The sequence below is a fragment of the Streptococcus ruminantium genome (genome assembly GCF_003609975.1).
Taxonomy (GTDB): domain Bacteria; phylum Bacillota; class Bacilli; order Lactobacillales; family Streptococcaceae; genus Streptococcus; species Streptococcus ruminantium.
Genome location: NZ_AP018400.1, coordinates 1699376 through 1722902, shown reverse-complemented (window position 1 = coordinate 1722902; position 23527 = coordinate 1699376). Strand labels below are relative to the sequence as shown.

At 40.7% G+C, this 23527-nt stretch carries 19 protein-coding genes and 1 pseudogene; 17 read left to right on the top strand and 3 right to left on the bottom strand.

The window, feature by feature from the left end; genetic code table 11:
* The first annotated feature begins 11 nt into the window (after window positions 1–11).
* The gene (rbfA, locus tag SR187_RS08160; protein WP_120172154.1) at window positions 12–365 is read left to right on the top strand and encodes a 30S ribosome-binding factor RbfA; all 354 of its coding nucleotides are present in this window, start codon (window positions 12–14) and stop codon (window positions 363–365) included.
* A 163-nt stretch (window positions 366–528) separates the two neighbouring features.
* Here rbfA and SR187_RS08155 read toward each other — a convergent pair whose 3' ends face one another.
* Window positions 529–1200: a trimeric intracellular cation channel family protein gene (locus SR187_RS08155; RefSeq protein WP_120172152.1), complete on the bottom strand. Its 672-nt coding sequence runs from the start codon at window positions 1198–1200 to the stop codon at window positions 529–531.
* 233 nt (window positions 1201–1433) lie between these two features.
* Between SR187_RS08155 and SR187_RS08150 the strand changes: the two genes are divergently transcribed.
* The 15 genes and pseudogenes from SR187_RS08150 to SR187_RS08080 all read left to right on the top strand — a co-directional run bounded on the left by SR187_RS08150 (window position 1434) and on the right by SR187_RS08080 (window position 20442).
* Window positions 1434–2402 (top strand): thiamine pyrophosphate-dependent dehydrogenase E1 component subunit alpha, encoded by a 969-nt coding sequence (locus SR187_RS08150; protein WP_024531903.1) that lies wholly within the window; start codon window positions 1434–1436, stop codon window positions 2400–2402.
* Between the two features lie 465 nt (window positions 2403–2867).
* The gene (locus SR187_RS08145; RefSeq protein ID WP_024531904.1) at window positions 2868–3863 is read left to right on the top strand and encodes an alpha-ketoacid dehydrogenase subunit beta; all 996 of its coding nucleotides are present in this window, start codon (window positions 2868–2870) and stop codon (window positions 3861–3863) included.
* Window positions 3864–4134: 271 nt separating this feature from the next.
* Window positions 4135–5523: a dihydrolipoamide acetyltransferase gene (locus tag SR187_RS08140; protein ID WP_120172496.1), complete on the top strand. Its 1389-nt coding sequence runs from the start codon at window positions 4135–4137 to the stop codon at window positions 5521–5523.
* A gap of 213 nt (window positions 5524–5736) precedes the next feature.
* Entirely contained in the window at window positions 5737–7497 is a 1761-nt protein-coding gene (lpdA, locus tag SR187_RS08135; RefSeq protein WP_120172150.1) for a dihydrolipoyl dehydrogenase, read from the top strand.
* Between the two features lie 140 nt (window positions 7498–7637).
* Complete coding sequence (locus tag SR187_RS08130) at window positions 7638–8480, top strand: Cof-type HAD-IIB family hydrolase (protein ID WP_024533048.1); 843 nt, start codon at window positions 7638–7640, stop codon at window positions 8478–8480.
* A 132-nt stretch (window positions 8481–8612) separates the two neighbouring features.
* Window positions 8613–10046, top strand: coding sequence for a 6-phospho-beta-glucosidase (locus SR187_RS08125; protein WP_120172148.1), 1434 nt, complete (start codon window positions 8613–8615; stop codon window positions 10044–10046).
* Window positions 10047–10291: 245 nt separating this feature from the next.
* Entirely contained in the window at window positions 10292–10531 is a 240-nt protein-coding gene (locus SR187_RS08120; RefSeq protein ID WP_120172147.1) for a SemiSWEET transporter, read from the top strand.
* A gap of 216 nt (window positions 10532–10747) precedes the next feature.
* Window positions 10748–11065 (top strand): PTS cellobiose transporter subunit IIB, encoded by a 318-nt coding sequence (locus SR187_RS08115; RefSeq protein WP_120172145.1) that lies wholly within the window; start codon window positions 10748–10750, stop codon window positions 11063–11065.
* A 53-nt stretch (window positions 11066–11118) separates the two neighbouring features.
* The gene (locus tag SR187_RS08110) at window positions 11119–13107 is read left to right on the top strand and encodes a BglG family transcription antiterminator (protein WP_120172143.1); all 1989 of its coding nucleotides are present in this window, start codon (window positions 11119–11121) and stop codon (window positions 13105–13107) included.
* Window positions 13104–13418, top strand: coding sequence for a PTS cellobiose transporter subunit IIA (locus SR187_RS08105; RefSeq protein WP_120172142.1), 315 nt, complete (start codon window positions 13104–13106; stop codon window positions 13416–13418). The genes SR187_RS08110 and SR187_RS08105 overlap by 4 nt, the downstream gene beginning before the upstream one ends.
* A gap of 15 nt (window positions 13419–13433) precedes the next feature.
* Window positions 13434–13943: a hypothetical protein gene (locus SR187_RS08100; protein ID WP_120172140.1), complete on the top strand. Its 510-nt coding sequence runs from the start codon at window positions 13434–13436 to the stop codon at window positions 13941–13943.
* A 12-nt stretch (window positions 13944–13955) separates the two neighbouring features.
* On the top strand, window positions 13956–15284 hold the full coding sequence (celB, locus tag SR187_RS08095; protein ID WP_120172138.1) for a PTS cellobiose transporter subunit IIC: 1329 nt from the start codon (window positions 13956–13958) through the stop codon (window positions 15282–15284).
* A gap of 373 nt (window positions 15285–15657) precedes the next feature.
* Window positions 15658–16491, top strand: coding sequence for a BglG family transcription antiterminator LicT (licT, locus tag SR187_RS08090; RefSeq protein WP_120172137.1), 834 nt, complete (start codon window positions 15658–15660; stop codon window positions 16489–16491).
* A gap of 197 nt (window positions 16492–16688) precedes the next feature.
* Window positions 16689–18598 (top strand): annotated as a pseudogene (locus SR187_RS08085) (beta-glucoside-specific PTS transporter subunit IIABC).
* 161 nt (window positions 18599–18759) lie between these two features.
* Window positions 18760–20442: a carboxylesterase family protein gene (locus tag SR187_RS08080; protein WP_120172135.1), complete on the top strand. Its 1683-nt coding sequence runs from the start codon at window positions 18760–18762 to the stop codon at window positions 20440–20442.
* A gap of 50 nt (window positions 20443–20492) precedes the next feature.
* Here SR187_RS08080 and SR187_RS08075 read toward each other — a convergent pair whose 3' ends face one another.
* Together SR187_RS08075 and SR187_RS08070 are read right to left on the bottom strand one after the other, a co-directional pair.
* Window positions 20493–20822: a putative quinol monooxygenase gene (locus SR187_RS08075; protein ID WP_373428197.1), complete on the bottom strand. Its 330-nt coding sequence runs from the start codon at window positions 20820–20822 to the stop codon at window positions 20493–20495.
* A 10-nt stretch (window positions 20823–20832) separates the two neighbouring features.
* Window positions 20833–21756, bottom strand: coding sequence for an AraC family transcriptional regulator (locus SR187_RS08070; RefSeq protein ID WP_120172134.1), 924 nt, complete (start codon window positions 21754–21756; stop codon window positions 20833–20835).
* Between the two features lie 261 nt (window positions 21757–22017).
* Here SR187_RS08070 and SR187_RS08065 point away from each other — a divergent pair, with 261 nt between their 5' ends.
* Window positions 22018–23499: a family 1 glycosylhydrolase gene (locus SR187_RS08065; RefSeq protein WP_120172132.1), complete on the top strand. Its 1482-nt coding sequence runs from the start codon at window positions 22018–22020 to the stop codon at window positions 23497–23499.
* Window positions 23500–23527 lie beyond the last annotated feature (28 nt).

The following is a 23527-nucleotide window of genomic DNA, read 5'->3' as shown; positions in this document are numbered from 1 at the left end:
AAGGAGTTCCTATGGCAAATCATTTTCGTACAGATCGTGTGGGTATGGAAATTAAGCGTGAAGTCAATGAGATTTTGCAAAAAAAAGTTCGTGATCCCCGTGTGCAAGGTGTGACGATTACAGATGTACAGATGGTTGGTGATTTGTCGATGGCCAAGGTCTACTACACGATTATGAGCAGCTTGGCTTCAGACAATCAAAAAGCACAAACTGGTCTGGAAAAAGCAACTGGAACAATTAAACGTGAATTGGGGCGCAAATTGACCCTCTATAAAATTCCTGATTTGGTCTTTGAAAAAGATCAATCAATTGAGTATGGTAACAAAATCGATCAAATGTTGCGCGCTCTTGAACAGAAAGATTAAAATGAAAAAAAGTCGGATGGAAACATTCGACTTTCTTAATTTTGCTTTATTGTAGTTGGGAATCAAAAACGAGGACGACTCCCGATTATTGGTTTGTAAAGTATTTATTGTTTGCAAAAAGAATGAAACTCCTAGCTGAAAGGAACTGTTCTTCAGCCTGAATCTAGAACTGTGTTCCACCTTTTCGTTTGCTTTCCATATTTGGGAGGTTAACCTTGTATTTTATTACCAGGAGACGAATGATCAAGGCGATCATAAAGATACTGATAAAGGTTGGAATTTGTGGTAAATGCCAATTCACAACACACAGGTGATAGAGAATTCCTGAAAAGAGAGTGAGAACTGCATAGACATCTTCTTTGAGAACGATTGGTGTTTCGTTGACGAGTAGGTCTCGAGCAATACCACCGCCAACTCCAGTTAGGACGGCAAGGATACCACTAGTCATTGCATTTAGCTGAAGTGCAACTCCGGTGCTAGCTCCAATGAGTGCGAAAATGGCAAGGCCGATAGCATCGAAGATAAGATTGATCTGAGATAGAAGGTGAAGCCTTCGCTTATCTAAGGGCTTATCCTGTTTTAGGTTGATGACGATGATATACATGATAATGGCTACTCCAATGGACAAATAGATGGCAGCAGGATCGGTCAAAGCAGTAGGGATGCGATTAGCTATGGTATCACGGATAATTCCTCCTCCGACAGCTGTGATGACGCTGAGCAGGCTAATACCAAAAATATCTAATTTTTTCTTAATCCCCTTGACAGCTCCAGAGACAGCAAAAGCGATAGTTCCGATATAATTGCAAATCATAAGAAATAGATCAAACTCCATAAGAACCTCCGTACTTATATTAACAGAAAAGAAATAGGCATGCAAGCTACTATTGAAAGTTTGTGAAATAACAATCAAATCAGCAAAGGATACATTTTGTCAATTTGTGAAAAAACGCACGAAATCAGGGTTTTCACGAAAGTTTCTGTAAAAAGAAAACGGTTCAATTATTTGCCATTTGTGAAATATTGGTCTATCATAGTACAGAAAGAGAAAAACCTTTGGAGGAAATTATGGTATCTATCTCAAAAGAACAGCACTTGGATATGTTCTTGAAAATGCAACAGATTCGTGATGTTGATATGAAATTAAATAAGCTAGTACGCCGTGGCTTTGTACAAGGTATGACTCACTTCTCAGTTGGGGAAGAGGCTGCCGCTGTAGGTCCAATTGCTGGTTTGACAGACCAAGACATCATCTTCTCGCACCACCGTGGACATGGACATGTTATCGCTAAGGGAATCGACATCAATGGAATGATGGCTGAGCTTGCTGGTAAAGCGACCGGTACGTCTAAAGGACGTGGCGGTTCTATGCACTTGGCAAACGTTGAAAAAGGAAACTTCGGTTCAAATGGTATTGTAGGTGGTGGATATGCTTTAGCTGTTGGTGCAGCTTTAACACAAAAGTATCTTGGAACAGATAATATCGTTATTGCCTTCTCAGGTGACTCAGCGACTAATGAAGGGTCATTCCATGAATCAATGAACTTGGCAGCGGTTTGGAACTTGCCAGTTATCTTCTTCATTACTAACAACCGCTACGGTATCTCAACAGATATTTCTTATTCCACAAAAATTCCACACCTTTATCTTCGTGCAGCCGCTTATGGTATGCCAGGTCATTATATTGAAGATGGAAATGATGTTGTTGCGGTTTATGAAAAAATGCAAGAAGTGATCGAATACGTACGTGCAGGGAATGGTCCAGCTATGGTAGAGGTTGAGTCATATCGCTGGTTTGGTCACTCAACAGCGGATGCGGGTGTTTACCGTACGAAAGAAGAAGTAAATGAGTGGAAAGCAAAAGATCCGCTTAAGAAATATCGTAAGTATTTGACAGACAATGGGATTGCAAGCCATGAAGAATTGGATGCTATCGAAGTACAAGTAGCAGAACAAGTAGAAGCATCTGTTAAATTCGCACAAGAAAGTCCAGATCCAGACATCTCAGTAGCCTACGAAGACGTGTTTGTGGATTAAGTAACGAGAACGTTAAGAGGACACAGCGAAAATAGAAAATCAGCCAAGAAAATTGAGATTACCTGCTGATTTATCTTTTTCGCATGGTCCTTAGTTCAAGTAGAATGTTAAGTTGTGAGGTCGTAAAAACGACTGAAAAATAGGGAACTGACACAGTGCGCTAGTACATGAGGAAGTTCATACCTACTTATCTCACAAATTTCGACTATTCAGCAATATTGGCTGAGCATTCTCTGTGTCGTAAGTACATAAAGCAGTAAAAGGACGCCTAGTAATAAGCGGAGTGTCCGAAATTATCATTGCTCTATTGCAGATAAGCAATCATTGTACAGTTCTAAAGAAATAGAAGAAAGGAATGGAACTTGACCGGAAAGTCTGAAATCTAGCTACCTCTCCTTGGATGTAGGTTATCCAAAGAAGGTTTCTAACATTTTGGTTTTTCTGTGCGGTCTTGGTATCTTAAATATGACTGAAACAAAAGTAATGGCCTTGCGTGAAGCGATTAACTTGGCTCAAAGCGAAGAAATGCGTAAGGATGAAAAAGTATTCTTGATGGGTGAAGATGTCGGCATCTATGGTGGCGATTTTGGTACATCAGTTGGTATGTTGGAAGAATTTGGTGAAAAGCGTGTTCGCGATACACCAATCTCTGAAGCTGCCATTGCAGGATCTGCGGTTGGTGCCGCCCAAACAGGCCTTCGTCCAATCGTTGACTTGACTTTCATGGACTTCATCACTATCGCCCTTGATGCGATTGTGAACCAAGCAGCAAAAACTAATTATATGTTTGGTGGCGGCTTGAAAACACCTGTAACCTTTCGTGTAGCTTCTGGTTCAGGTATCGGTTCAGCAGCACAACATTCACAATCTCTTGAAGCGTGGTTGACTCATATTCCAGGCATCAAGGTTGTCGCACCTGGTACAGCTAACGACGCTAAAGGACTTTTAAAATCATCTATCCTTGACAATAACCCAGTTATCTTTTTGGAACCAAAAGCTCTTTATGGTAAGAAAGAAGAAGTTAATTTAGATCCAGATTTTTATATTCCACTCGGTAAGGGTGACATCAAACGTGAAGGTACGGATGTGACAATCGTTTCTTACGGTCGTATGTTGGAACGTGTTTTGAAGGCTGCTGAAGAAGTGGCTGAAGAAGGAATCAGTGTAGAAGTTGTTGATCCACGTACCCTAATCCCACTTGATAAAGAATTGATTATCGAATCTGTTAAGAAAACTGGTAAGGTTATCTTGGTGAACGATGCTTACAAAACAGGTGGTTTCATCGGTGAAATTGCATCTATTATCACAGAAAGCGAGGCCTTTGATTATTTGGATGCGCCAATCATTCGTATCGCCTCAGATGATGTACCAGTTCCTTACGCAAACATTCTTGAAAATGCAGTATTGCCAAATGTAGAGAAAATTAAGGCGGCAATCTATAAGCAAGTAAGTAAGGGATAAAAAATGAATAAAAGGACGTACAAGCGTCCTAGCCTTGCTTGAAAGAGTCTGGTTGGTAAGAGTTATTCAACCATTGAGAATGTTAGAAAGGAATTGAACCCGACAATGGAAACGAAGTTTGGTTTGATTCCTTGAAAACGTAAGAAACTGAAAGAAAGGATTAGAACACGAACCAGATGTTCGGAATGTAGATGGTCCACTTTGGATGGCAGACATCCTGTGGGAAACCTCCAACATTCGGTCGCATTTGGATGTTCTTTGTATCATTATTATGGCTATTGAAATCATTATGCCTAAACTCGGTGTAGATATGCAAGAAGGTGAAATCATCGAGTGGAAAAAACAAGAGGGCGATTTTGTCAACGAAGGTGATGTCATTTTGGAAATGATGTCTGACAAGACCAGCATGGAGTTGGAGGCAGAAGAGTCAGGTGTCCTTTTGAAAATTGTTCATGGTAACGGTGCAACGGTACCTGTTACGGAAATAATCGCATATTTGGGGGCAGAAGGTGAGACAGTAGAGTTAGATGGTTCTTCAGCGCCAGTAGTAGAACCTGCCGCAGCTCTTGAAGAAGTACCGGCAGGTCGGACACCGATAATCGTTGCCCCTGTATTGTCCAAACCACAAGGTGGTGGTAAAGTACGTGCAACTCCAGCAGCTCGTAAGTTGGCACGTGACCTAGGAATTGACCTCGGTCTTGTTCCAGGAACTGGAGCGAATGGTCGCGTTCACAAAGTTGATGTTGAAGACTTCAAAGGTGCAGCTCCCAAAGCAACACCGCTTGCAGCTCGTATTGCAGCAGATAAAGGTGTTGACTTGTCAACCCTCGTCGGTACAGGTGTCAATGGTAAGATTGTAAAAGATGATGTACTTGCTGTTCTTGCTCCAGCTGCTGAAGCAGAATCTGCAACACCGGCTTCTAAAGCAGAAGCAGCACCAGCTAAGGAACTACCAGAAGGTGTTGAGATCATCAAGATGAGTCCAATGCGTAAAGCAATCTCGAAAGGGATGGTTCACTCTTATCTAACTGCGCCAACCTTCACGCTTAATTATGATATTGACATGACCAATCTCATGGCTCTTCGTAAGCAAGTTCTTGAACCAATCATGAATAAGACAGGTCTGAAAGTGACCTTCACAGACTTGATTGGTCTTGCAGTAACACGTACACTTATGAAGGAGGAGCACCGCTATCTCAATGCCTCACTCATCAACGATGCTCAAGAAATCGAGTTGCATAAATTTGTCAATCTTGGTATCGCTGTAGGTTTGGATGAAGGCCTTGTAGTACCAGTTGTTCATGGTGCCGACAAGATGAGCTTGTCAGAGTTTGTAGTAGCCTCTAAAGATGTTATCAAAAAGGCTCAGTCTGGCAAATTGAAGGGTGCTGAAATGTCAGGTTCAACCTTCTCTATTACTAACTTGGGGATGTTTGGTACCAAGACTTTTAACCCAATAATCAACCAGCCAAACTCAGCAATTCTAGGTGTTGCAGCGACAGTCCAGACACCGGTTGTGGTTGATGGGGAAATTAAAATTCGTCCAATCATGGCGCTTTGCTTGACAATTGACCATCGTATCGTTGATGGCATGAATGGTGCTAAATTTATGGTTGATCTCAAGAACTTACTTGAGAATCCATTGGAGTTGTTGATTTAAGTTTGTCACTATAAAGCTGAGCAGTCCTCTGTTTGAGCTAGTCTGCTCCGCTATAACTTTGAAGCATTTAACAAAATTGAAGAAAGGATTTAGAGCGGGAGAAACTGAATCCGAGCGGAAAGCTCAGAAAAAAGATAAATCGTTTAGAAAATCAGGATTTTCTATGATTTCCCATTTTTCAGTCGCTTTCTTTTCGCTCTTGGTATCTTAATCATGGCAGTAGAAGTCATTATGCCAAAACTTGGTGTAGACATGCAAGAAGGTGAAATCATCGAATGGAAAAAACAAGAGGGTGATTTTGTCAACGAAGGTGATGTCATTTTGGAAATGATGTCTGATAAGACAAGTATGGAATTAGAAGCAGAAGAATCAGGTGTTCTTTTGAAAATCGTTCATGGTAACGGTGCAACTGTTCCTGTAACAGAAGTCATCGCTTACCTGGGCGCAGAAGGTGAAAGCGTTGAAGTGGGAAGTTCACCTGCTCCTGCTCAAGTTGCACAAGCAACAGCAGACTTGAAAGCAGCAGGTTTAGAAGTTCCTGTGGCTCCCGCAGCAACTCCACAAGCGCCTAAGACTGAGTTGGCGGCTGATGAGTATGATATGGTTGTAGTTGGTGGTGGTCCTGCCGGTTACTATGCAGCAATTCGTGGTGCACAATTGGGTGGGAAAATCGCAATTGTTGAGAAGTCAGAATTTGGTGGTACTTGTTTGAATAAGGGTTGTATCCCAACTAAGACTTACCTAAAAAATGCTGAAATTCTTGATGGTTTGAAGATTGCAGCCGGTCGTGGTATCAACTTGGCCTCAACCAATTATACTATTGATATGGATAAGACAGTTGACTTTAAGAACTCAGTGGTTAAGACATTGACAGGTGGTGTTCAAGGACTCTTGAAAGCCAACAAAGTGACCATCTTTAATGGTCTTGGTCAGGTTAACCCAGATAAAACAGTTGTTATTGGCGATAAAGTTATCAAGGGACGTAGCGTGATTCTTGCAACAGGTTCAAAAGTATCTCGTATCAATATTCCAGGCATTGATTCTAAATTGGTTTTGACCTCTGATGATATTCTTGACCTGCGTGAAATTCCTAAGTCACTTACTGTTATGGGTGGCGGTGTAGTCGGTGTTGAACTTGGTTTGGTTTATGCTTCATACGGTACTGAAGTAACAGTTGTTGAGATGGCAGATCGTATCATTCCAGGTATGGACCGCGAAGTCTCTGTTGAATTGCAAAAAGTCCTTTCTAAGAAAGGCATGAAGTTCTTGACTTCTGTTGGTGTATCTGAAATCATTGAAGCTAACAACCAGTTGACAATCAAGTTGAATGATGGTTCAGAAGTTGTTTCTGAAAAAGCTCTTCTTTCTATCGGTCGTGTACCACAGTTGGCAGGTCTTGAGAACTTGAATCTTGAACTAGACCGTGGTCGTATCAAGGTTGATGCTTACCAAGAAACATCTATTCCGGGTATCTACGCACCGGGTGATGTGAATGGTACCAAGATGTTAGCACATGCTGCTTACCGTATGGGTGAAGTTGCTGCTGAAAATGCTATCCATGGTAACCACCATAAGGCTAAACTGGATTATACTCCCGCAGCGGTTTATACACACCCAGAGATTGCAATGGTTGGTTTGACAGAAGAGCAAGCGATTGAGAAGTATGGTAAAGACAATATTCTTATCGGTCGCAACAGCTTTACTGGTAACGGTCGTGCTATTGCTTCTAATGAAGCACATGGCTTTGTAAAAGTTATCGCTGACAAGAAATACCACGAAATCCTCGGTGTTCACATCATCGGTCCAGTTGCTGCTGAAATGATTAACGAAGCAGCGACAATCATGGAATCTGAGTTGACAGTAGATGATGTGGCAGCTTCTATTCATGGGCACCCGACCTTCTCAGAAGTTATGTATGAAGCCTTCCTTGATGTGCTTGGCGTAGCAATTCACAACCCACCAAGACGTAAATAAGATAAGTAAGAAGAAAGTCCGTAGGGGCTTTCTTTTTTAGAATATCAGATAATAGTATCAATCTTTCACACTTTACGCCTGTTTTTATGACGAAAAACGGATTATAATAAACCTATGAGTAAACAAAGAGGAGAAAGAGTATGCGTAAGATTGTCTTTTTAGATGTGGATGGGACATTGGTTGATTATCATAACCGAATTCCAGACTCCGCAAAAAATGCTATTCAGCAGGCGCGTCAAAATGGGCACCTAGTTTATGCTTGCACAGGTCGCAGTCGAGCAGAAATGCAGCCTGAACTCTGGGAAATCGGTCTGGATGGAATGATTGGTGGGAATGGTTCTTATGTAGAACATCGAGGGCAGGTTATCTTGCATCAACTGATTTCTAAGGAAGATGCAAAAGCTGTCGTGGACTGGCTACATGAGCGAGGGCTAGAATTTTATTTAGAGAGTAACAATGGACTCTTTGCAAGTGAGAACTTCCGAAAACGAGCCAGAGAAACGATGAAGATTTATGCTATGAATAAAGGCAAAACCGCTGAAGAAGTAGCTGATCAAGAAGTTGAGGATGTCCTGCACGGAATCATCTTTAATGGAGAGTTGTATCGGGCCGATTTAAATAAAATTAGTTTTGTTCTCGATTCTTATCAAGACCACCTGGATTCCAAAGAAGCTTTTCCACAGTTGGTTGCTAATACATGGGGTGGAAGAGGAGAGACAGCTCTATTTGGTGATTTAGGTGTCAAAGGGATTGACAAAGGGAATGCGATTGGTATTTTGCTAGCTCACTTGGGTGCCAGTCAGGCAGATACTATTGCTTTTGGAGATGCAAAGATTGACATTCCCATGCTTGAATACTGTGCAGTCGGAGTAGCCATGGGAAATGGCGGTTCTGAAATCTTAGCCATGGCTGATATTATCACGGATGATGTCGAGCAGGATGGTCTCTTTAATGCCTTTGAAAAATTGGGACTATTGGACTAGCCTTCCTTTCATCTTGAATTGAGTGGCTGAGAAACGTTATTAAGTATTTCCGGAGTGGTAAGGAAGAAAACGCTATCAACATTTTGTAAGGAAGTCTGTATAATGAGAGTATCATTATCAGGAGGATAGATTATGTCTACATTCAAAGATGATTTTCTATGGGGAGGAGCAGTTGCCGCTCACCAATTGGAAGGTGGCTGGCAGGCTGGTGGTAAAGGAATTAGTGTAGCTGATGTTATGACAGCAGGAAAGCACGGCATTGCACGTGAAATCACTCCAGGAGTTTTGGGGGGAAAATACTATCCAAATCATGAAGCGATTGATTTTTATCATCGGTATAAGGAGGATGTGGCTCTCTTTGCAGAGCTGGGGTTCAAGTGTTTTCGCACGTCTATTGCTTGGACACGGATTTTTCCGAAAGGAGATGAACACGAACCGAATGAAGCTGGCTTACAATTTTATGATGACCTGTTTGATGAGTGTTTGAAATATGGCATTGAGCCTGTTATCACACTCTCTCACTTTGAAATGCCCTATCATCTCGTAACAGAATATGGTGGTTGGAAAAATCGAAAGTTAATTGATTTTTTTGTTCGTTTTGCTGAGGTCGTCTTCAAACGCTATAAAAATAAAGTGAAATATTGGATGACTTTTAATGAAATCAATAATCAGGCCAATTATCAAGAAGATTTTGCACCTTTTACCAACTCAGGAATTGTTTATCAAGAAGGGGATAATCGTGAAGAAATCATGTATCAAGCTGCTCACTATGAGCTAGTTGCATCTGCCCGTGCAGTAAAGCTGGGTCACGAAATCAATCCAAACTTCCAAATTGGATGCATGATTGCTATGTGTCCTATTTACCCTGCGACCTGTAATCCGAAGGATGTTTTGCTAGCTCAAAAAGCAATGCAAAAGCGTTATTATTTTACAGATGTACATGTCCATGGCTTTTATCCAGGCCATATCCTTAAGTATTGGAAACGAAAGGGTTTTGAGTTGGATGTAACAGAGGCTGACAAGGCTGATTTGTTGGAGGGTTGTGTAGACTATATTGGCTTTAGCTACTATATGTCATTTGCCATCAGCTATCACAGAGAAAACCCTTATTACGACTACCTTGAAACAGAGGATTTAGTTAGAAATGAATACGTAAGAGCATCTGAATGGGATTGGCAAATTGATCCTGAGGGGCTTCGCTATGCCTTAAATTGGTTTACAGATATGTACCATCTGCCACTCTTTATTGTTGAAAATGGCTTTGGAGCCATCGACCAAGTAGGAAAAGATGGTGTGATCCACGATGATTATCGCATTGACTACTTAGCTGCTCATATTGCGGAGATGAAGAAAGCTGTTGTGGAAGACGGTGTGGACTTGATGGGCTATACCCCTTGGGGCTGCATTGATCTTGTATCTGCTGGAACAGGTGAAATGCGCAAACGCTATGGATTTATCTACGTTGACAAAGACGATGCGGGTCAAGGGACCTATGCCCGAATTCCCAAAAAATCATTCGCTTGGTACAAGGAAGTCATTGCGACGAATGGAGCAGCAATAGAATAGTTCCGTAATATTTTGAAGGGAAATATATGGTAGCTTTTGACTAGAATGAATGAGCAAGGTTAAAGAAAGGCTATCAATGGGAAAAGTAGAATTCGGCTTTGTGAAATCGTCTTTTTATGCCTAGGTATTTGCTAGCCCTGATTTTAGCAGGGCTTTTTTCATAGTTTAAGGAAATAAAGATAAGTGGTATCTTTGGGTAAAGTATGTTAAGACTGTTTACCAATACGCAGAAGTGAGGAAGTACTATGATTGGATTTATAGCAGCTTGTTTGACAACCTTTGGTTTTTTACCTCAAGTTATTAAGGTCGTCAAAACGAAGGATACAGAGTCTATCTCTCTGGGAATGTATAGCATGTCAGTTGCTGGAATTGGATTATGGTTCATTCATGGGGTGACAATAGGAGATTTAGCTCTAATATTAGCTAATGGGGTATCCTTTATTTTATCGGGTATCATCTTCATTTATAAATTGAAATATAAATAAAACAGAAAAAGACAGGCAAAGTGAAAAGACCTACCGTATAAGAACAGTATATAGCTTTTTATATTGTTCACCATAAGTAGTTCTTTTCATGGAGCTTGTCTTTTTGGAGGTCTTAGAGTCATCTCAATTCTTTCCGTTGTGCTAAGGAAAAAGTTAGTATGGAAAATGATAACGTTTTCTTTTACAATATGATTATCAAATAAAAGGAGAAACAATATGGCAAAAGCGCTCATTATCTGTGCTGCAGGGATGTCATCTTCACTGATGGCAAAGAAAACGACTGAGCTATTTAAGAGTCAAGGAGTTAATATTGAAGTAGATGCTATCAATGTGACAGAAGGAGGAAAAGCAATCACAAATGGAGATTTTGACTTGTACTTAGTGAGTCCTCAGACAAAAATGTACTACAAGCAATTTGAGGAGGCTGCTCAAAAAGCTGGGAAATCAATTACACAAATTCCTCCGCAAGCTTATATTCCAATTCCAATGGGAATTGAAAAAATGGCTACTTTGATTACTGAAAACATCGGATAAGGAACAGTTAGTAGATGTTACAATAGGGACATCAACAAATTTGGAGGCTATCTATGCTCAGTCAAAAAGAACGACAGATTCTTCGCTATCTGATGGAACAACGAGATTCTTACACAACGAGTAAAGAGTTAGCGGAGCACTTATCTTGTTCAGATAGAACAGTTAGAACCTATTTGAAACACCTTGCCGAGCGTTTAGAAGATTCATTATATGATGGCGTAGCGATTAGCTCCAAGCAAGGGCATGGCTATCGTTTAGAGGTTAGGGATAATAAAGCTGTTCAACAATTTATGGAAGAAACAAAACCAACCTCTGTTTTTAATGATAGTTACGATCGTTACAATTATATCTTAAATAAATTGTTGTTCGAGCAGGCAGAGCTGTACTTTGATGATTTGGCAGAGGAGTTATTTATCAGTCGTTCAACTCTATCTCATGAATTTAAAAAAATCCGCAAGGATTTGGAATATTATCATCTGATGATTGAGAGTAAGGCCAACAAAGGTGTTTATATCTCTGGTGAAGAGCGTGACAAACGACGGTTCATCATGGATTATTTCTTTCGAGATAATTTTTTTAAAAGTATCCATAACTATATTGATGGTGCTATGACCCAGTCGGTGATTAGCCTAGAAGAGTTGACCTTGATTGTCCTAGATGAGTGTCGTGAAGCCAAATTGAAGTTATCTGATTTTGTCATTCAAAATTTAGTTCTTCATATTGCTTTAGCTTTACGGCGTATCCAAGAAGGCTTTCAAATGAGCCCGATTCAAGAGTTAAACTCTGAATTGTATCGTACTGAACAAGAAGTAGCTCAGAATATTTTAGATCGAATCTATAAGGCAACCGGTATCTGTTGTCCAAAAGAAGAGACAGATTATATCACTCTGCACTTTGTGTCTAAAGGAAGTACCGTTGCTGGATGCAAACGTATGGATGATGACCAACGTCTCCGAGAAGAGTTGATCATGGCCTTAGAAAGTTCCCCAAGTTCGAAAGAATATCAATTTCAATGGGATTCCCAACTACTGGAGGGAGTTGTGACGCATCTGACAACTATGTTGGTGCGGTTGCAGACTAAGGTACATTTTGAAAATCCACTGAGAGAAGAAGTTCGTCAGCGGTATAATCAAGTGTTTGAAATGACTAGGAATATCATGCAAGGCATGCCGGTCTTTTCTGAATATCAGATTTCCGATGATGAGGTTGCTTATGTAGCCTTGCATTTTATGGCAGCTATGGAGCGGTTGAAAGAGACGCAAAAATATCATATTTTAGTTATCTGTGCAACTGGGTACGGGAGTGCTCAGCTTTTGCGAAATCGGATCAAACATGAATTGGGAAATATGGTTCATATCGAAGACGTTATTGGCTACTATGATCTGAGTGGCGAACGCTTAGAGAACATTGATTTTATTATCTCTTCGATTGACTTGTCCAATCTTGTCTTTAGTATCCCAGTCTTTACGGTCAGTGTCTTTTTTACTTCTGATGAGGCTAGAAAGATTAAGCAGTCTGTTAAGCAATTACGCTTTCTATCGCGGCCGTCTCGACAATGCGAACCGAAGCAAATTCCAGATATGAAGCAATTATTTGATAACTATTTTTCAGAAGATTGTTTCATTCTCCTGGAGGAGGCAGATAAGGTAGGAGTCTTGACTCAGTTAGCAAGAGTTCTCTCTAAAGGTGAGGAGAACGGTTTTGTAGACCTTCTTTTAGAATACGTAGAACAACGCGAACAAATGAGTTCGATTGTCTTTAGTAATCGAATTGCGGTACCGCATCCGATTAAACCGATTGCTAGACAGCATAAGATTGCTGTGGCCTTAGTATCTAAGGGAGTTATTTGGGATGTACAAGCTAGGAATATACAGCTAATTTTCCTGCCATCACCGTCCATATATGAGAATGAAGGAATGGGACAATTGACCTCACAAATTGTTGAATTATTGGAAGAAAAAGATTTGCAACAGGCGATGGTAGCCTGTCAGTCTTTTGAAGAATTTAAAGAATTATTTTTGAAAATCGGGGGAAGGAAATGAACCAGGAAGAACTACAAGTTGCAGCCTTTCAGATTATCTTGCACAGTGGAACTGCGCGTACAGAGGTTCATGAAGCTTTTGCAGCAATGCGTGTGGGAGATTATGACATGGCTAGCAACAAATTAGAAGTTGCTAATGCTGAACTAGTGGAAGCTCATCATGCTCAGACAAAATTGCTTCAAGACTACGCAAGCGGTATTGAGATTAAAATGGAGATTATCATGGTCCATGCTCAAGATCACTTGATGACAACGATGACCTTGCGCGAGGTTGCCCTAGAAATGCTTGAACTATATAAACGAATCAATTAAAAGGAAGTGAAGAATATGCGGAAAAAAGAGTACAAGAAACTAGAAGAGTATCGGCAAGAAAATGTTTTGAAAAGCATGTACTACGGTCGCTATTTCTTTATCCGCTATGCTACCGTTACACTATTTTTCATCAATCTTTACTGGGTTATGTCTTTTATTGTTTCTTCCATGAATTTAGCTGTACTATTACCGGCAATTCTTACCTGTGTTGCACTGCTAGGTGTATGGGAGCAGAGCCGCATGTTCACAACTGAGCAAAGGGAGGCATCAAGAACACGTTTGTTGTATCAAATAATTATTATTACAAATACTTTTATGCTCTTTCTGCTCCTTGTTAATCACTATCAGTACTTCTATCCTTTCCTAGCAAACTCAGAGCAAGTCAGAGTTAGTCTGTTAGTGATTTTATTATTGGGATTGGGACTGGCTGTTGCTATTCTCCAGAAGTTGAACAAAATCCGTCAAGGTGTGGACAAACAATACTATCGTATCCAACAGTATCTTGTAAATATGAAGACAAAATAAAAGGAGAAAATTATGTTTGAATTTTTAGAAAAGTACCTCATGGGGCCAATGGGAAAAATATCCCAATATAAATTCGTTCGGGCCATTACTGCAGCAGGTATGGCAAGTATTCCATTTACAATCGTGGGCTCAATGTTTTTGGTATTTAATATTTTGCCACTGACTTTCTCGCATCCTGCTTTTGTAAATTTCTTCAATAATACATTTGCAAAGTTTTCAGACCTTTACATGTTAGCAAATGGGGCAACGATGGGAATTTTGGCCCTCTACTTCAACCTAGCACTTGGCTATGAATTCACAAAAATCTACGCAGAAGAGGATAATTTGAATTTGAGTCCTCTTAACGGTGCCCTTCTATCTATGTTTGCATTCTTCATGACCTTACCACAATTGGTGTTCAAAGATGGAGCAATTTCCCTTGTAAATGATGCGAAAGCAACGATTGTTAATGGTTGGGCAATCGGTGGTTCAGGTGTAAATCGTCTGGGTTCAATTGGTATTTTTACAGCGATTATTATGGCAGTACTTGCTGTTCAACTTTATCGTTTGTGTGTTGCGAAAAACTGGGTGGTAAAAATGCCAGATTCTGTTCCTGAAGGAGTATCTCGTGGTTTTACCGCCTTGATTCCAGCTTTTGTTGTTGCATTTGCAGTTCTCATTATCAATGGTATCTTCATTGCACTTGGTACGGACATCTTTCAAGTTGTTGCTATTCCATTTGGTTTCGTTGCGAATATTACAAATTCTTGGCTGGGTCTGATGGTGATCTACTTCCTTGTGCAATCGCTTTGGATTGTGGGCATTCATGGTGCCAATATTATCTTTGCTTTCGTAACCCCAATCGCTCTTGTTAATATGGCTGCCAATAACAATGGAGCTGCAATTCCACTTGCGGGGGAATTTAGCAATATGTTTGTTACTATGGGAGGATCAGGTGCCACCCTAGGTTTGATTATCTACCTAGCCTATATGTCTAAAGCAGAGCAGTTAAAAATGCTTGGTAGAGCCTCCATTGCTCCGGCTATTTTCAACATCAATGAACCTATCATCTTTGGATTACCCATCATTTATAACCCAGCTCTAGCCATTCCCTTCTTCCTTGCTCCGATGGCCTCTGCAACGGTAGGTTATTTTGCAATTAAGCTAGGATTATGTAATCCAGTAGTCGCTCAAATGCCATGGCCATCACCAGCAGGTATAGGTGCCTTTATTGGTACAGGTGGTGACTGGCGTGCAGCAGTAGTGGCACTAGTATGTGCTCTGGTAGCCTTCCTTGTTTATTTCCCATTCATCAAAATGTATGATGAAAAACTCTACAAAGAAGAACAAGGGTTGGTATAAGCAATGGTCTCAGATTGAAGACAAAGTCCATTTTGGACAAGTTCTTCAATCTCTTTCTTTGCAGTCAACAGCCAAAAACTCCCAGAAACGTCGAATAATAGCGTTTCTAAGAGTTGAAATGTAAACAACATTATGGTAGGTTTCCAAAAGTTATTACATTTTAATGGTTTGTCTACGTTCTGATATCTGTCTTTATTACTATTCAAAATCTATCAAGAAATGATTGAAAAAACGTTTTCATTATGATATAATAGCAATAGGATTGTTACTGATAAACAGGCAAAACCTAAACTGATAGCAAATAGTCTGGAAACAGTCTTCTTTGTTGTGAGTTTAGGTTCTTTTTTATCGGTTAGGTAGGTGGTGAAAATAAATGCAGATTGACAAGGTATACAACAATAATGTAGTCCAAGCCATAGATCAACATGGACGGGAATTGATTGTGATGGGAAAAGGTTTGGGATTTCAGAAAAAGACTGGTGAGGATTTGGACACCAGTAAGATTGAGAAAACTTTCGTGTTACAAAACGATTACCAGCAATCCGATTTATCAACACTATATCTGCAAATGGATAATGGTGAGATAGAGGTTGTCAATGCCATTATCAGTGAGGCAGAGAAGGTTCTAAAAGTTCAGTTTGACTTGTCTCTCTATTTGGCTTTGGCGGATCATCTACATTTTGTTTTTCAACGCTGTCGTGAAGGAGTGACGATTGAAAATCCTCTTGCATGGGAGGTTCGTAAATTTTATCCACAAGAATACCAAATTGGATTAACTGCCTTACAACTAGTTAAGGAAAGCTTGCATTTAGAGTTAGGCAAGGGGGAAGCCTCTTCAATTGCTCTTCATCTCATCAATGCTCAGAAAAATGGCACTTTGGGAAAAGGCACTCAAGTCATCAGCAAGATTGTTACGCAGATTTTGGACATTGTGCGCCTACATTTTGGCTGTGTGGACTATGAAGAAGATACCAGTTACCATCGTTTCGTGACCCATGTCCAGTATTTTGCTCAACGGGTTGCAAATGGTGTTGTAGAGGGGCAAAATGATACTTTTCTTTATGAGCAGGTCAAGGCTAATTATCCAGACTCTTTTGCTTGTACTACTAAAATACGTAAGTGCATTGCACAAGTTTACCACTTTGAAATGTCCAAGGATGAGCAAGTCTATTTAACGATTCATATCCAACGTTTAAAAACAAGTTAAAAAAATAAAAAAAACAAACAGAAAACGCTTGCAATTTTATTTGCGATGTGTTATGATGATGTTAGTAAAAGGATTGTTACTGGTAAGCAGGCAAAACCTAAATATATACGAGATGCTCTTTTTGGTGCGAACCAAGAGGTGGTGTTTGGTGTATGTTTAGGTTTTTCTGTTTTTCCAGAAAAGAAAGGAGCCGAAAAATGGCAAAGGATTATACAGATTTGGCTACAGACATTGTAGCCCATGTCGGAGGTAAAGAGAATATCAGTAGCCTTAAACACTGTGTCACTCGCCTCCGTTTTGGTTTGAAAGACGAAAGTAAGGCGGACACGGATTATCTCAAAGCACGCGACGGAGTGGTAACTGTTGTTCAGGCAGGAGGCCAGTATCAAGTAGTGATTGGCAACCATGTACCAGATGTCTATGCAGCTGTACAAAAAGTTGCAGGCATATCTGGTAGTGGTAGCTTGGATATTGATGAAGGTGATGTTCCAAAAGGTAACTTATTTGATCGTTTTATTGATTTGCTTTCAGGAATTTTCCAGGCCTTTCTGGGACCTCTTGCGGCAGCTGGTATCATCAAGGGGATTGTCGCCATCATGGCCTCTAAAGGGCTAGCAAGTGACAATAGTGCTGTTTATGCAATTTTAGAGACCGCAGGAGACGGTTTTTTCCAATACCTGCCATTATTAGTTGCCTTGACATCAGCACGTAAGTTCAAGATGAATGAATTTACTGCCCTAGCAATTGGTATGGCTCTAATCTATCCAACTTTACCAGGAACTCTTGCGGGTTTGACCAAAGCAGGACTGAACGATGTCTTTGGTATTCCATTTGCTCTACCTAGCTCAGGAAGTTATTTGTCGACCGTTATGCCTGCTATCTTAGCGACTTGGGTTGCGTCACTAATTGAAAGATATATGCGTAAGATTACGCCGGATGTTGTAAAGCTATTTGTAGTTCCATTTGTGACTATTTTGCTTACTGTCCCACTGACCTTCCTAGTTGTTGGCCCAGTAGCTAATCTTTTGTCTGATGCTTTATCTAATACTTTTACTGCTATCATGAACTTCAATCCAGTTCTTTATGGGTTGATTCTTGGAGCAGCGTGGCAGGTGCTAGTTATGTTTGGCTTGCATTGGGCAGTTGTACCTTTGGCAATCTTGCAGACAACAACAGCAGGAATGTCTGCTATCCTTGTACCGGCGCTTTTACCAAACTTTACACAAACGGGTGTTCTGGCAGCTATCATATTGAAATCCAAGGAGCAGAAAGTAAAAACAGTGGCGGCACCAGCACTCATCTCATCGTTTTTCGGTGTAACTGAACCAGCTATTTACGGTGTGACACTTCCAATGAAAACTCCATTCTTCATCTCATGTGCGGTTTCAGGTGTTATTGGAGCTGCCATGATGTTCTTTAATGTTGTTGGTTACTCTGTTGGTGGTCTGGGAGTCTTCCTCTATCCTTCATTGGTTAACCCAGCAAATGGAGATATGTCAGGTATGATTGCTGCGATTGCCTTGACAATAACGGCTGTTGTTCTTGCTTTTGCTATCCAAATGGCTCTTCCAGTTCCTTATCTATATGGAGGACCGACTGAAAAAAAGTAGAGGAGACTCCGGCGGAGTCTGTTCCAACATTAAAGAAAATCAAACAAGAAATTATTGGTAGTCCTTTGACAGGTAAGGTAGTTCCCCTTGCTGATGTACCAGATGAAGTTTTTGCTTCAGGTGCTCTAGGGAATGGTATTGCCGTTGAACCAACAGAAGGTGTAGTCTATGCTCCAACAAATGCAGAGGTCACCCTTGTTTTCCCAACAGGACATGCGATTGGACTTCGTACGGAAAATGGTGCAGAACTCCTGATTCATATCGGTATGGATACTGTTTCACTTAACGGTAAAGGTTTTGACAACTTTGTTGAAGTCGGAGATAGAGTGGAAGCCGGGCAAAAACTCTCTTCCTTTGATATGGATTTGATTCGTAGAGCAGGTCTGCCTATCATCACTCCAATCATTGTGGCTAATACAGCTGACTACACAGATGTTTTATTCACACAAGAATCTCAGGTGAAAAGAGGGGATTACCTATTGACGACGGTTAAATAAAACAGAACCCAAGATTTGAACAACCATTAAAAGGGGCTAGGGAAATCACTCCCCAGCTCCTTTTCTTTGTGTCGATTCATAGAAGCTGACGGTAGTGAAGCCTTCTTTATTGAAAGTTGTAATCCGTCGCTAGATGAAATTTTAGAAGGGAGTGTTCCAATATGAAAAGGAAACTATTAAGATGGCTCAGTTTGTGTTTGCTACTATTTTTGGTAGCTTGTGATCAAACTGACAAAGAAAGGGTAACTCGATTTAAAAATGATACAACTCAGACGATTACTAGCGGGAAAATAAAGGGAAATCAAGACAAGGAAAATGGTGTTTTGGAATGGTTGGGTCTTCCCTATGCAGCAGCACCGGTTGGTGATTTAAGATGGAAAGAACCTCAACCTGTTGAAAGCTGGAATGGTACTTTCGATGCGACGGTAGCAGGCGAGAAGTTCATCCAATTTAGCAATGGAGAGGTCGTTGGTTCAGAGACTGCTCTCAATTTGGATGTGGTTAGACCGGATTCGACAGCAGTCAACTTACCAGTTGTTGTTTTCCTGCATGGGGGTAATAACCAAACTGGCCACGCTCAGGAAATTAGAGGTAATACATTTGTCAAGGATATGAATGCTATCTACGTTTCTGTCAACTATCGCTTGGGTGCTCTTGGTTTCAATCCCTTAGTGGCTTTGAAGACTGGAACAGACTTGGAGAACTCTGGCAATTACAGCCTTCTAGATATTGCAGCAGCTTTGGATTGGGTGCAGGAAAATATTGAAGTTTTTGGAGGTGACAAGAATAATGTCACCTTGACAGGCTTTTCAGCCGGTGGGCGTGATGTTATGGCAACCCTTATTTCTCCACTGTTTAAAGGAAAATATCACAAGGCAATTTCTTACAGCGGGGGTATGACATTGGCAGATGAAGCCACTAGTCAGGAAGTTTTTGCGAAAGCCTTAGCACCGTTGGTAGTTGAGGATGGTAAAAAAGCAGATGAAGTTGCGGCAAAGGATTGGCTGTTGAGCAGTGATCAAGAAGTTCAAGATTATCTCTACAGCCTTTCGGCAGCTCGTTTGGCACCATTGATGGGGAACGCAGGTATCCGTATGTCAGTATTCCCTCATTTATTTAAAGATGGCACAGTCATTCCCAAAGAGGGGTTTGACACCAAAACTTATAATGATGTTCCCTTGCTTCTTGTGACTGGAACCAGTGAATTTTCACTCTTTTCTGCTTTTGATAAGCGCTTTTCCGCTTCTTTTTCTGATGGTAGTCTCTTCAAAGATGAGGAAAAGAGGAAGGAATTTACCTATACGGAGACCTATGGAAGCCAGCTTTATCGGCTTTCAAATACTATGGAAAGCGCTCGTGTTATGAAGGGAAGATACCGGTCTCCCATCTACATCGGTCAGATTTCTTATGGAGATAATGCAACAATAACTCCAACAACAGCAGCTTTTCTTGGAGCCTTCCATGGCGTCTTTGAGCCTCTGTTACAAAAACCATCCAACTATACCCGTTTTATTGAAAAAGACTTTGAGTCAGAGGGAGCACAAGCACTCAGTGCTGATTTTAAGACTTATCTCAAATTCTTCGTTGCAAATGGTGATCCTAATGGTGGAAATTTGGAGAAATGGCCTGTTTGGACAGCTTCCGGTCAAGAAGTTCTGAGTATGGATGCAGATACTAAAAAAGCTATCATAAAACCATCTAGCGATAAGGAAACTGCTGAAGATATTTTGAAGAAGATGGATGCTGATATGACTCTACCAAACGAAGTGAAGGATGAGCTTAACAAGACAGTCCTTAATGGCCGTTGGTTTAGTTCGGTCATTGATGAGAAATATAAGGAATAAGAAAGAAACAAGTTCAAGTAAAAAGCTGGGTCTATTCCCAGCCTTTCCTCTTACTCAGTATGATATTTTTTGTCACTTTCGGGAATGCCTTCCTGATCAGACAGGTACCGTTCAGCGCGCACGGTCAGGCCATACTTTTCTCTTAACTTCATAATCTCTTGCATCATATCTGAAGCATGATGGCTGTCAAGAGCTGCCTGATTATCCCAACTGTCAACTAGCAAGATACTCGTGGGATCATCAAGGGGCGAAAAGTATTGGTAGCGGCTATTGCCAACTTGTTGGCGAATTCTGTCTGCAATGCCAGAACTTTCCATTTCCATGGCAAAGGCACGCGCATTTCCTTCAGAACCAGTATAGTAAAGGTGCATGGTAATCATCAGTTTCTCCTTATTTATCAATTGGATTTACTTGGCTATAAACCCTATTTTTTCGTAATTGCTTGCGGTAGTTGCTAGGTGTTGTATGGTAGTAATGTTTGAATTGTCGGTTGAAGTTAGATAGATTGTTAAAGCCAACTTGATTGGCTATCTCGACCACTGGCTTGAGACTATTGTTCAGCAATTCTGTTGCAGCTCGCAGTCGAACCTGAATGATAAACTCCAAACAAGAAGTGCCTGTCTGTTGCTTGAAAACAGCCATAAAATGAGTTTTACTGTAGCCCATCATTTCCGCTAGTTGCCCAATGTGTAACGGTTCGTCATAATGTTGTTGGATGTACTCAATCAATTCTCGTAGTTTCTCATTCTTGCGATACATATCATCGGTATTTTTCCGAATAATGTAATGATGGCGATAGAGCAGATAAAAGAGATCAAACAATCTACTCTTAAGGGGTAGTTCAAAATAGGGTGGCTGATGTTTAACTAACTCAAAAATAGAAATCAGGCAGTATTTGATATCTCTGTAGCCTGGTTGATGAGGTTGGATGCGAGGCTTGCATTTAAAAATATCCGTTTGTAAGGGTTGGAAGTAGAGCATGTTTGTTTTGTCTGATTGCGAGGTACCCAGCATATCCAGATGAAACAAGAAAGTAGCTGTTTCATGACCGCGTCCCTCTATAGGATGGATAGAATGAGGAGCATTTGGACGAACTAGGATAATATCTCCAGCCTGACTATTAAAATAATCATAATCAATATGATAGCGAGCACTTCCACCATAAACATAGTTGATTTCAAATTCATTGTGCCAATGAAATAGAACATCTGGCAGACCGTCTATAACACTAGTATGGTAGAACTTATAGGGCAAAAGTTGGCTATCATAATTGATGGCATGTTTAAATTCTTGATCGCTCAAATAATTTTGCATATCTATCTCTCATTCGTAGGATAGTATCATTATAACATATTATTTTAGAAGAAAGGGATTACAAATCAGTTTATACTATATTTATATTCTTCAAAAATTACCTTATATCGTTCCAAACTATCTGCTTGAGAAAAACTTCTGTGAAGGATTTAGCTTGCTACTCAAATGTTGGAGTGCAGCGGAGTTGGTCTTCGGATTCGTTTTTGTAGATAAGGTGATTTCACTCAAATAGCATTAGAAAATAAAAAGGGAGTAATAATCATGTCAAAATTTCCAAAGAATTTCCTCTGGGGTGGCGCCATCGCTGCCAACCAAGCCGAGGGTGCTTACAATGTAGATGGTCGAGGTCTTGTGCAGACAGATGTAACAACAGGTGGTAGCGTATCTAGTCCACGTTATACAACCTATATTGACAAGGAAGGCAAGCCGGGTAAATATGCTTCAATGGGGCACATGGGGGGACATTTACCGGAAGGTGCAGAGTATGCGATTTTGGAAGATCATTATTATCCCAATCATAAGGCGGTTGATTTTTATCATCGCTATAAGGAAGACATCAAGCTATTTGCAGAGATGGGCTACTCTGTCTTTCGTTTGTCCATTTCTTGGGCTAGGATTTTTCCAAACGGTGATGATGCAAAACCCAACCAGGCAGGGCTTGATTTTTATCGTTCAGTCTTTGAAGAATGTCACAAGTACGGTATTGAACCACTTGTTTCTATCTGGCATTTTGATACACCACTCTCTTTAGAAATGCGTTACGGAGGCTGGACCAACCGAAAACTGGTAGATTTCTATGTGCGTTATGCAGAGACGATTTTTAAAGAGTATAAAGGTTTGGTCAAATACTGGATTACCTTCAATGAAATCAATAATACCATCATGTTTCTGGATATGTTCGGGGAAGCTCAGGATGCAGATTATCAAGAAGCTTACCAGCATTTACATCACCAGTTTATAGCCTCGGCTAAGGCAGTAAAGTTGGGACATGAGATTGATCCAAGCTATCAATTTGGGAATATGATCTGCGGTATCACCTTCTATCCAGGAACTTGTGATCCAGCTGACATCTTGGAAAATCAGCACAAGTGGGAGCAAAATATCTATTATTGTAGTGATGTTCAAGCCAAAGGCCGCTATGGAACCTACGCTACTCGTCTCTGGAGTGAGCACAATGTAGTCGTCCAAATGGAGGAAGGGGACCTAGAACTTCTTGCAGAAGGTAAGGTAGACATGTATACCTTCTCCTACTATATGTCAACGATTGTGACGACCCATAAAGTAGAAGATACGGTATCCGGTAATTTTTCGATGGGAGCAAAAAATCCTTACTTGACTTACTCAGATTGGGGTTGGGCTCAGGATCCGAAAGGTCTCCAGTATTATCTTGAGAAAATCTATGATCGCTATGAAATTCCAGTCATGATTGTGGAAAATGGCCTAGGAGCTTTGGACACAGTTGAAGAGGATGGTTCTATCCATGACCAATATCGAATCGACTATCATCGTGCTCATATCAAGGCTATGGCAGCCGCTATTGCTAACGGTGTGGACTTGATTGCCTACACTACATGGGGCTGTATCGACCTAGTGTCAGCAGGAACAGGTGAAATGCGGAAACGCTACGGCTTTATCTACGTGGATATGGATGATGCTGGAAATGGTACACTTAATCGAACACCAAAAGATTCATTCTACTGGTACAAGAAAGTCATTGCAAGCAATGGTGAGGATGTGGAATAGGAAAGACGGCAGCTTGCCGTTTTTCTTT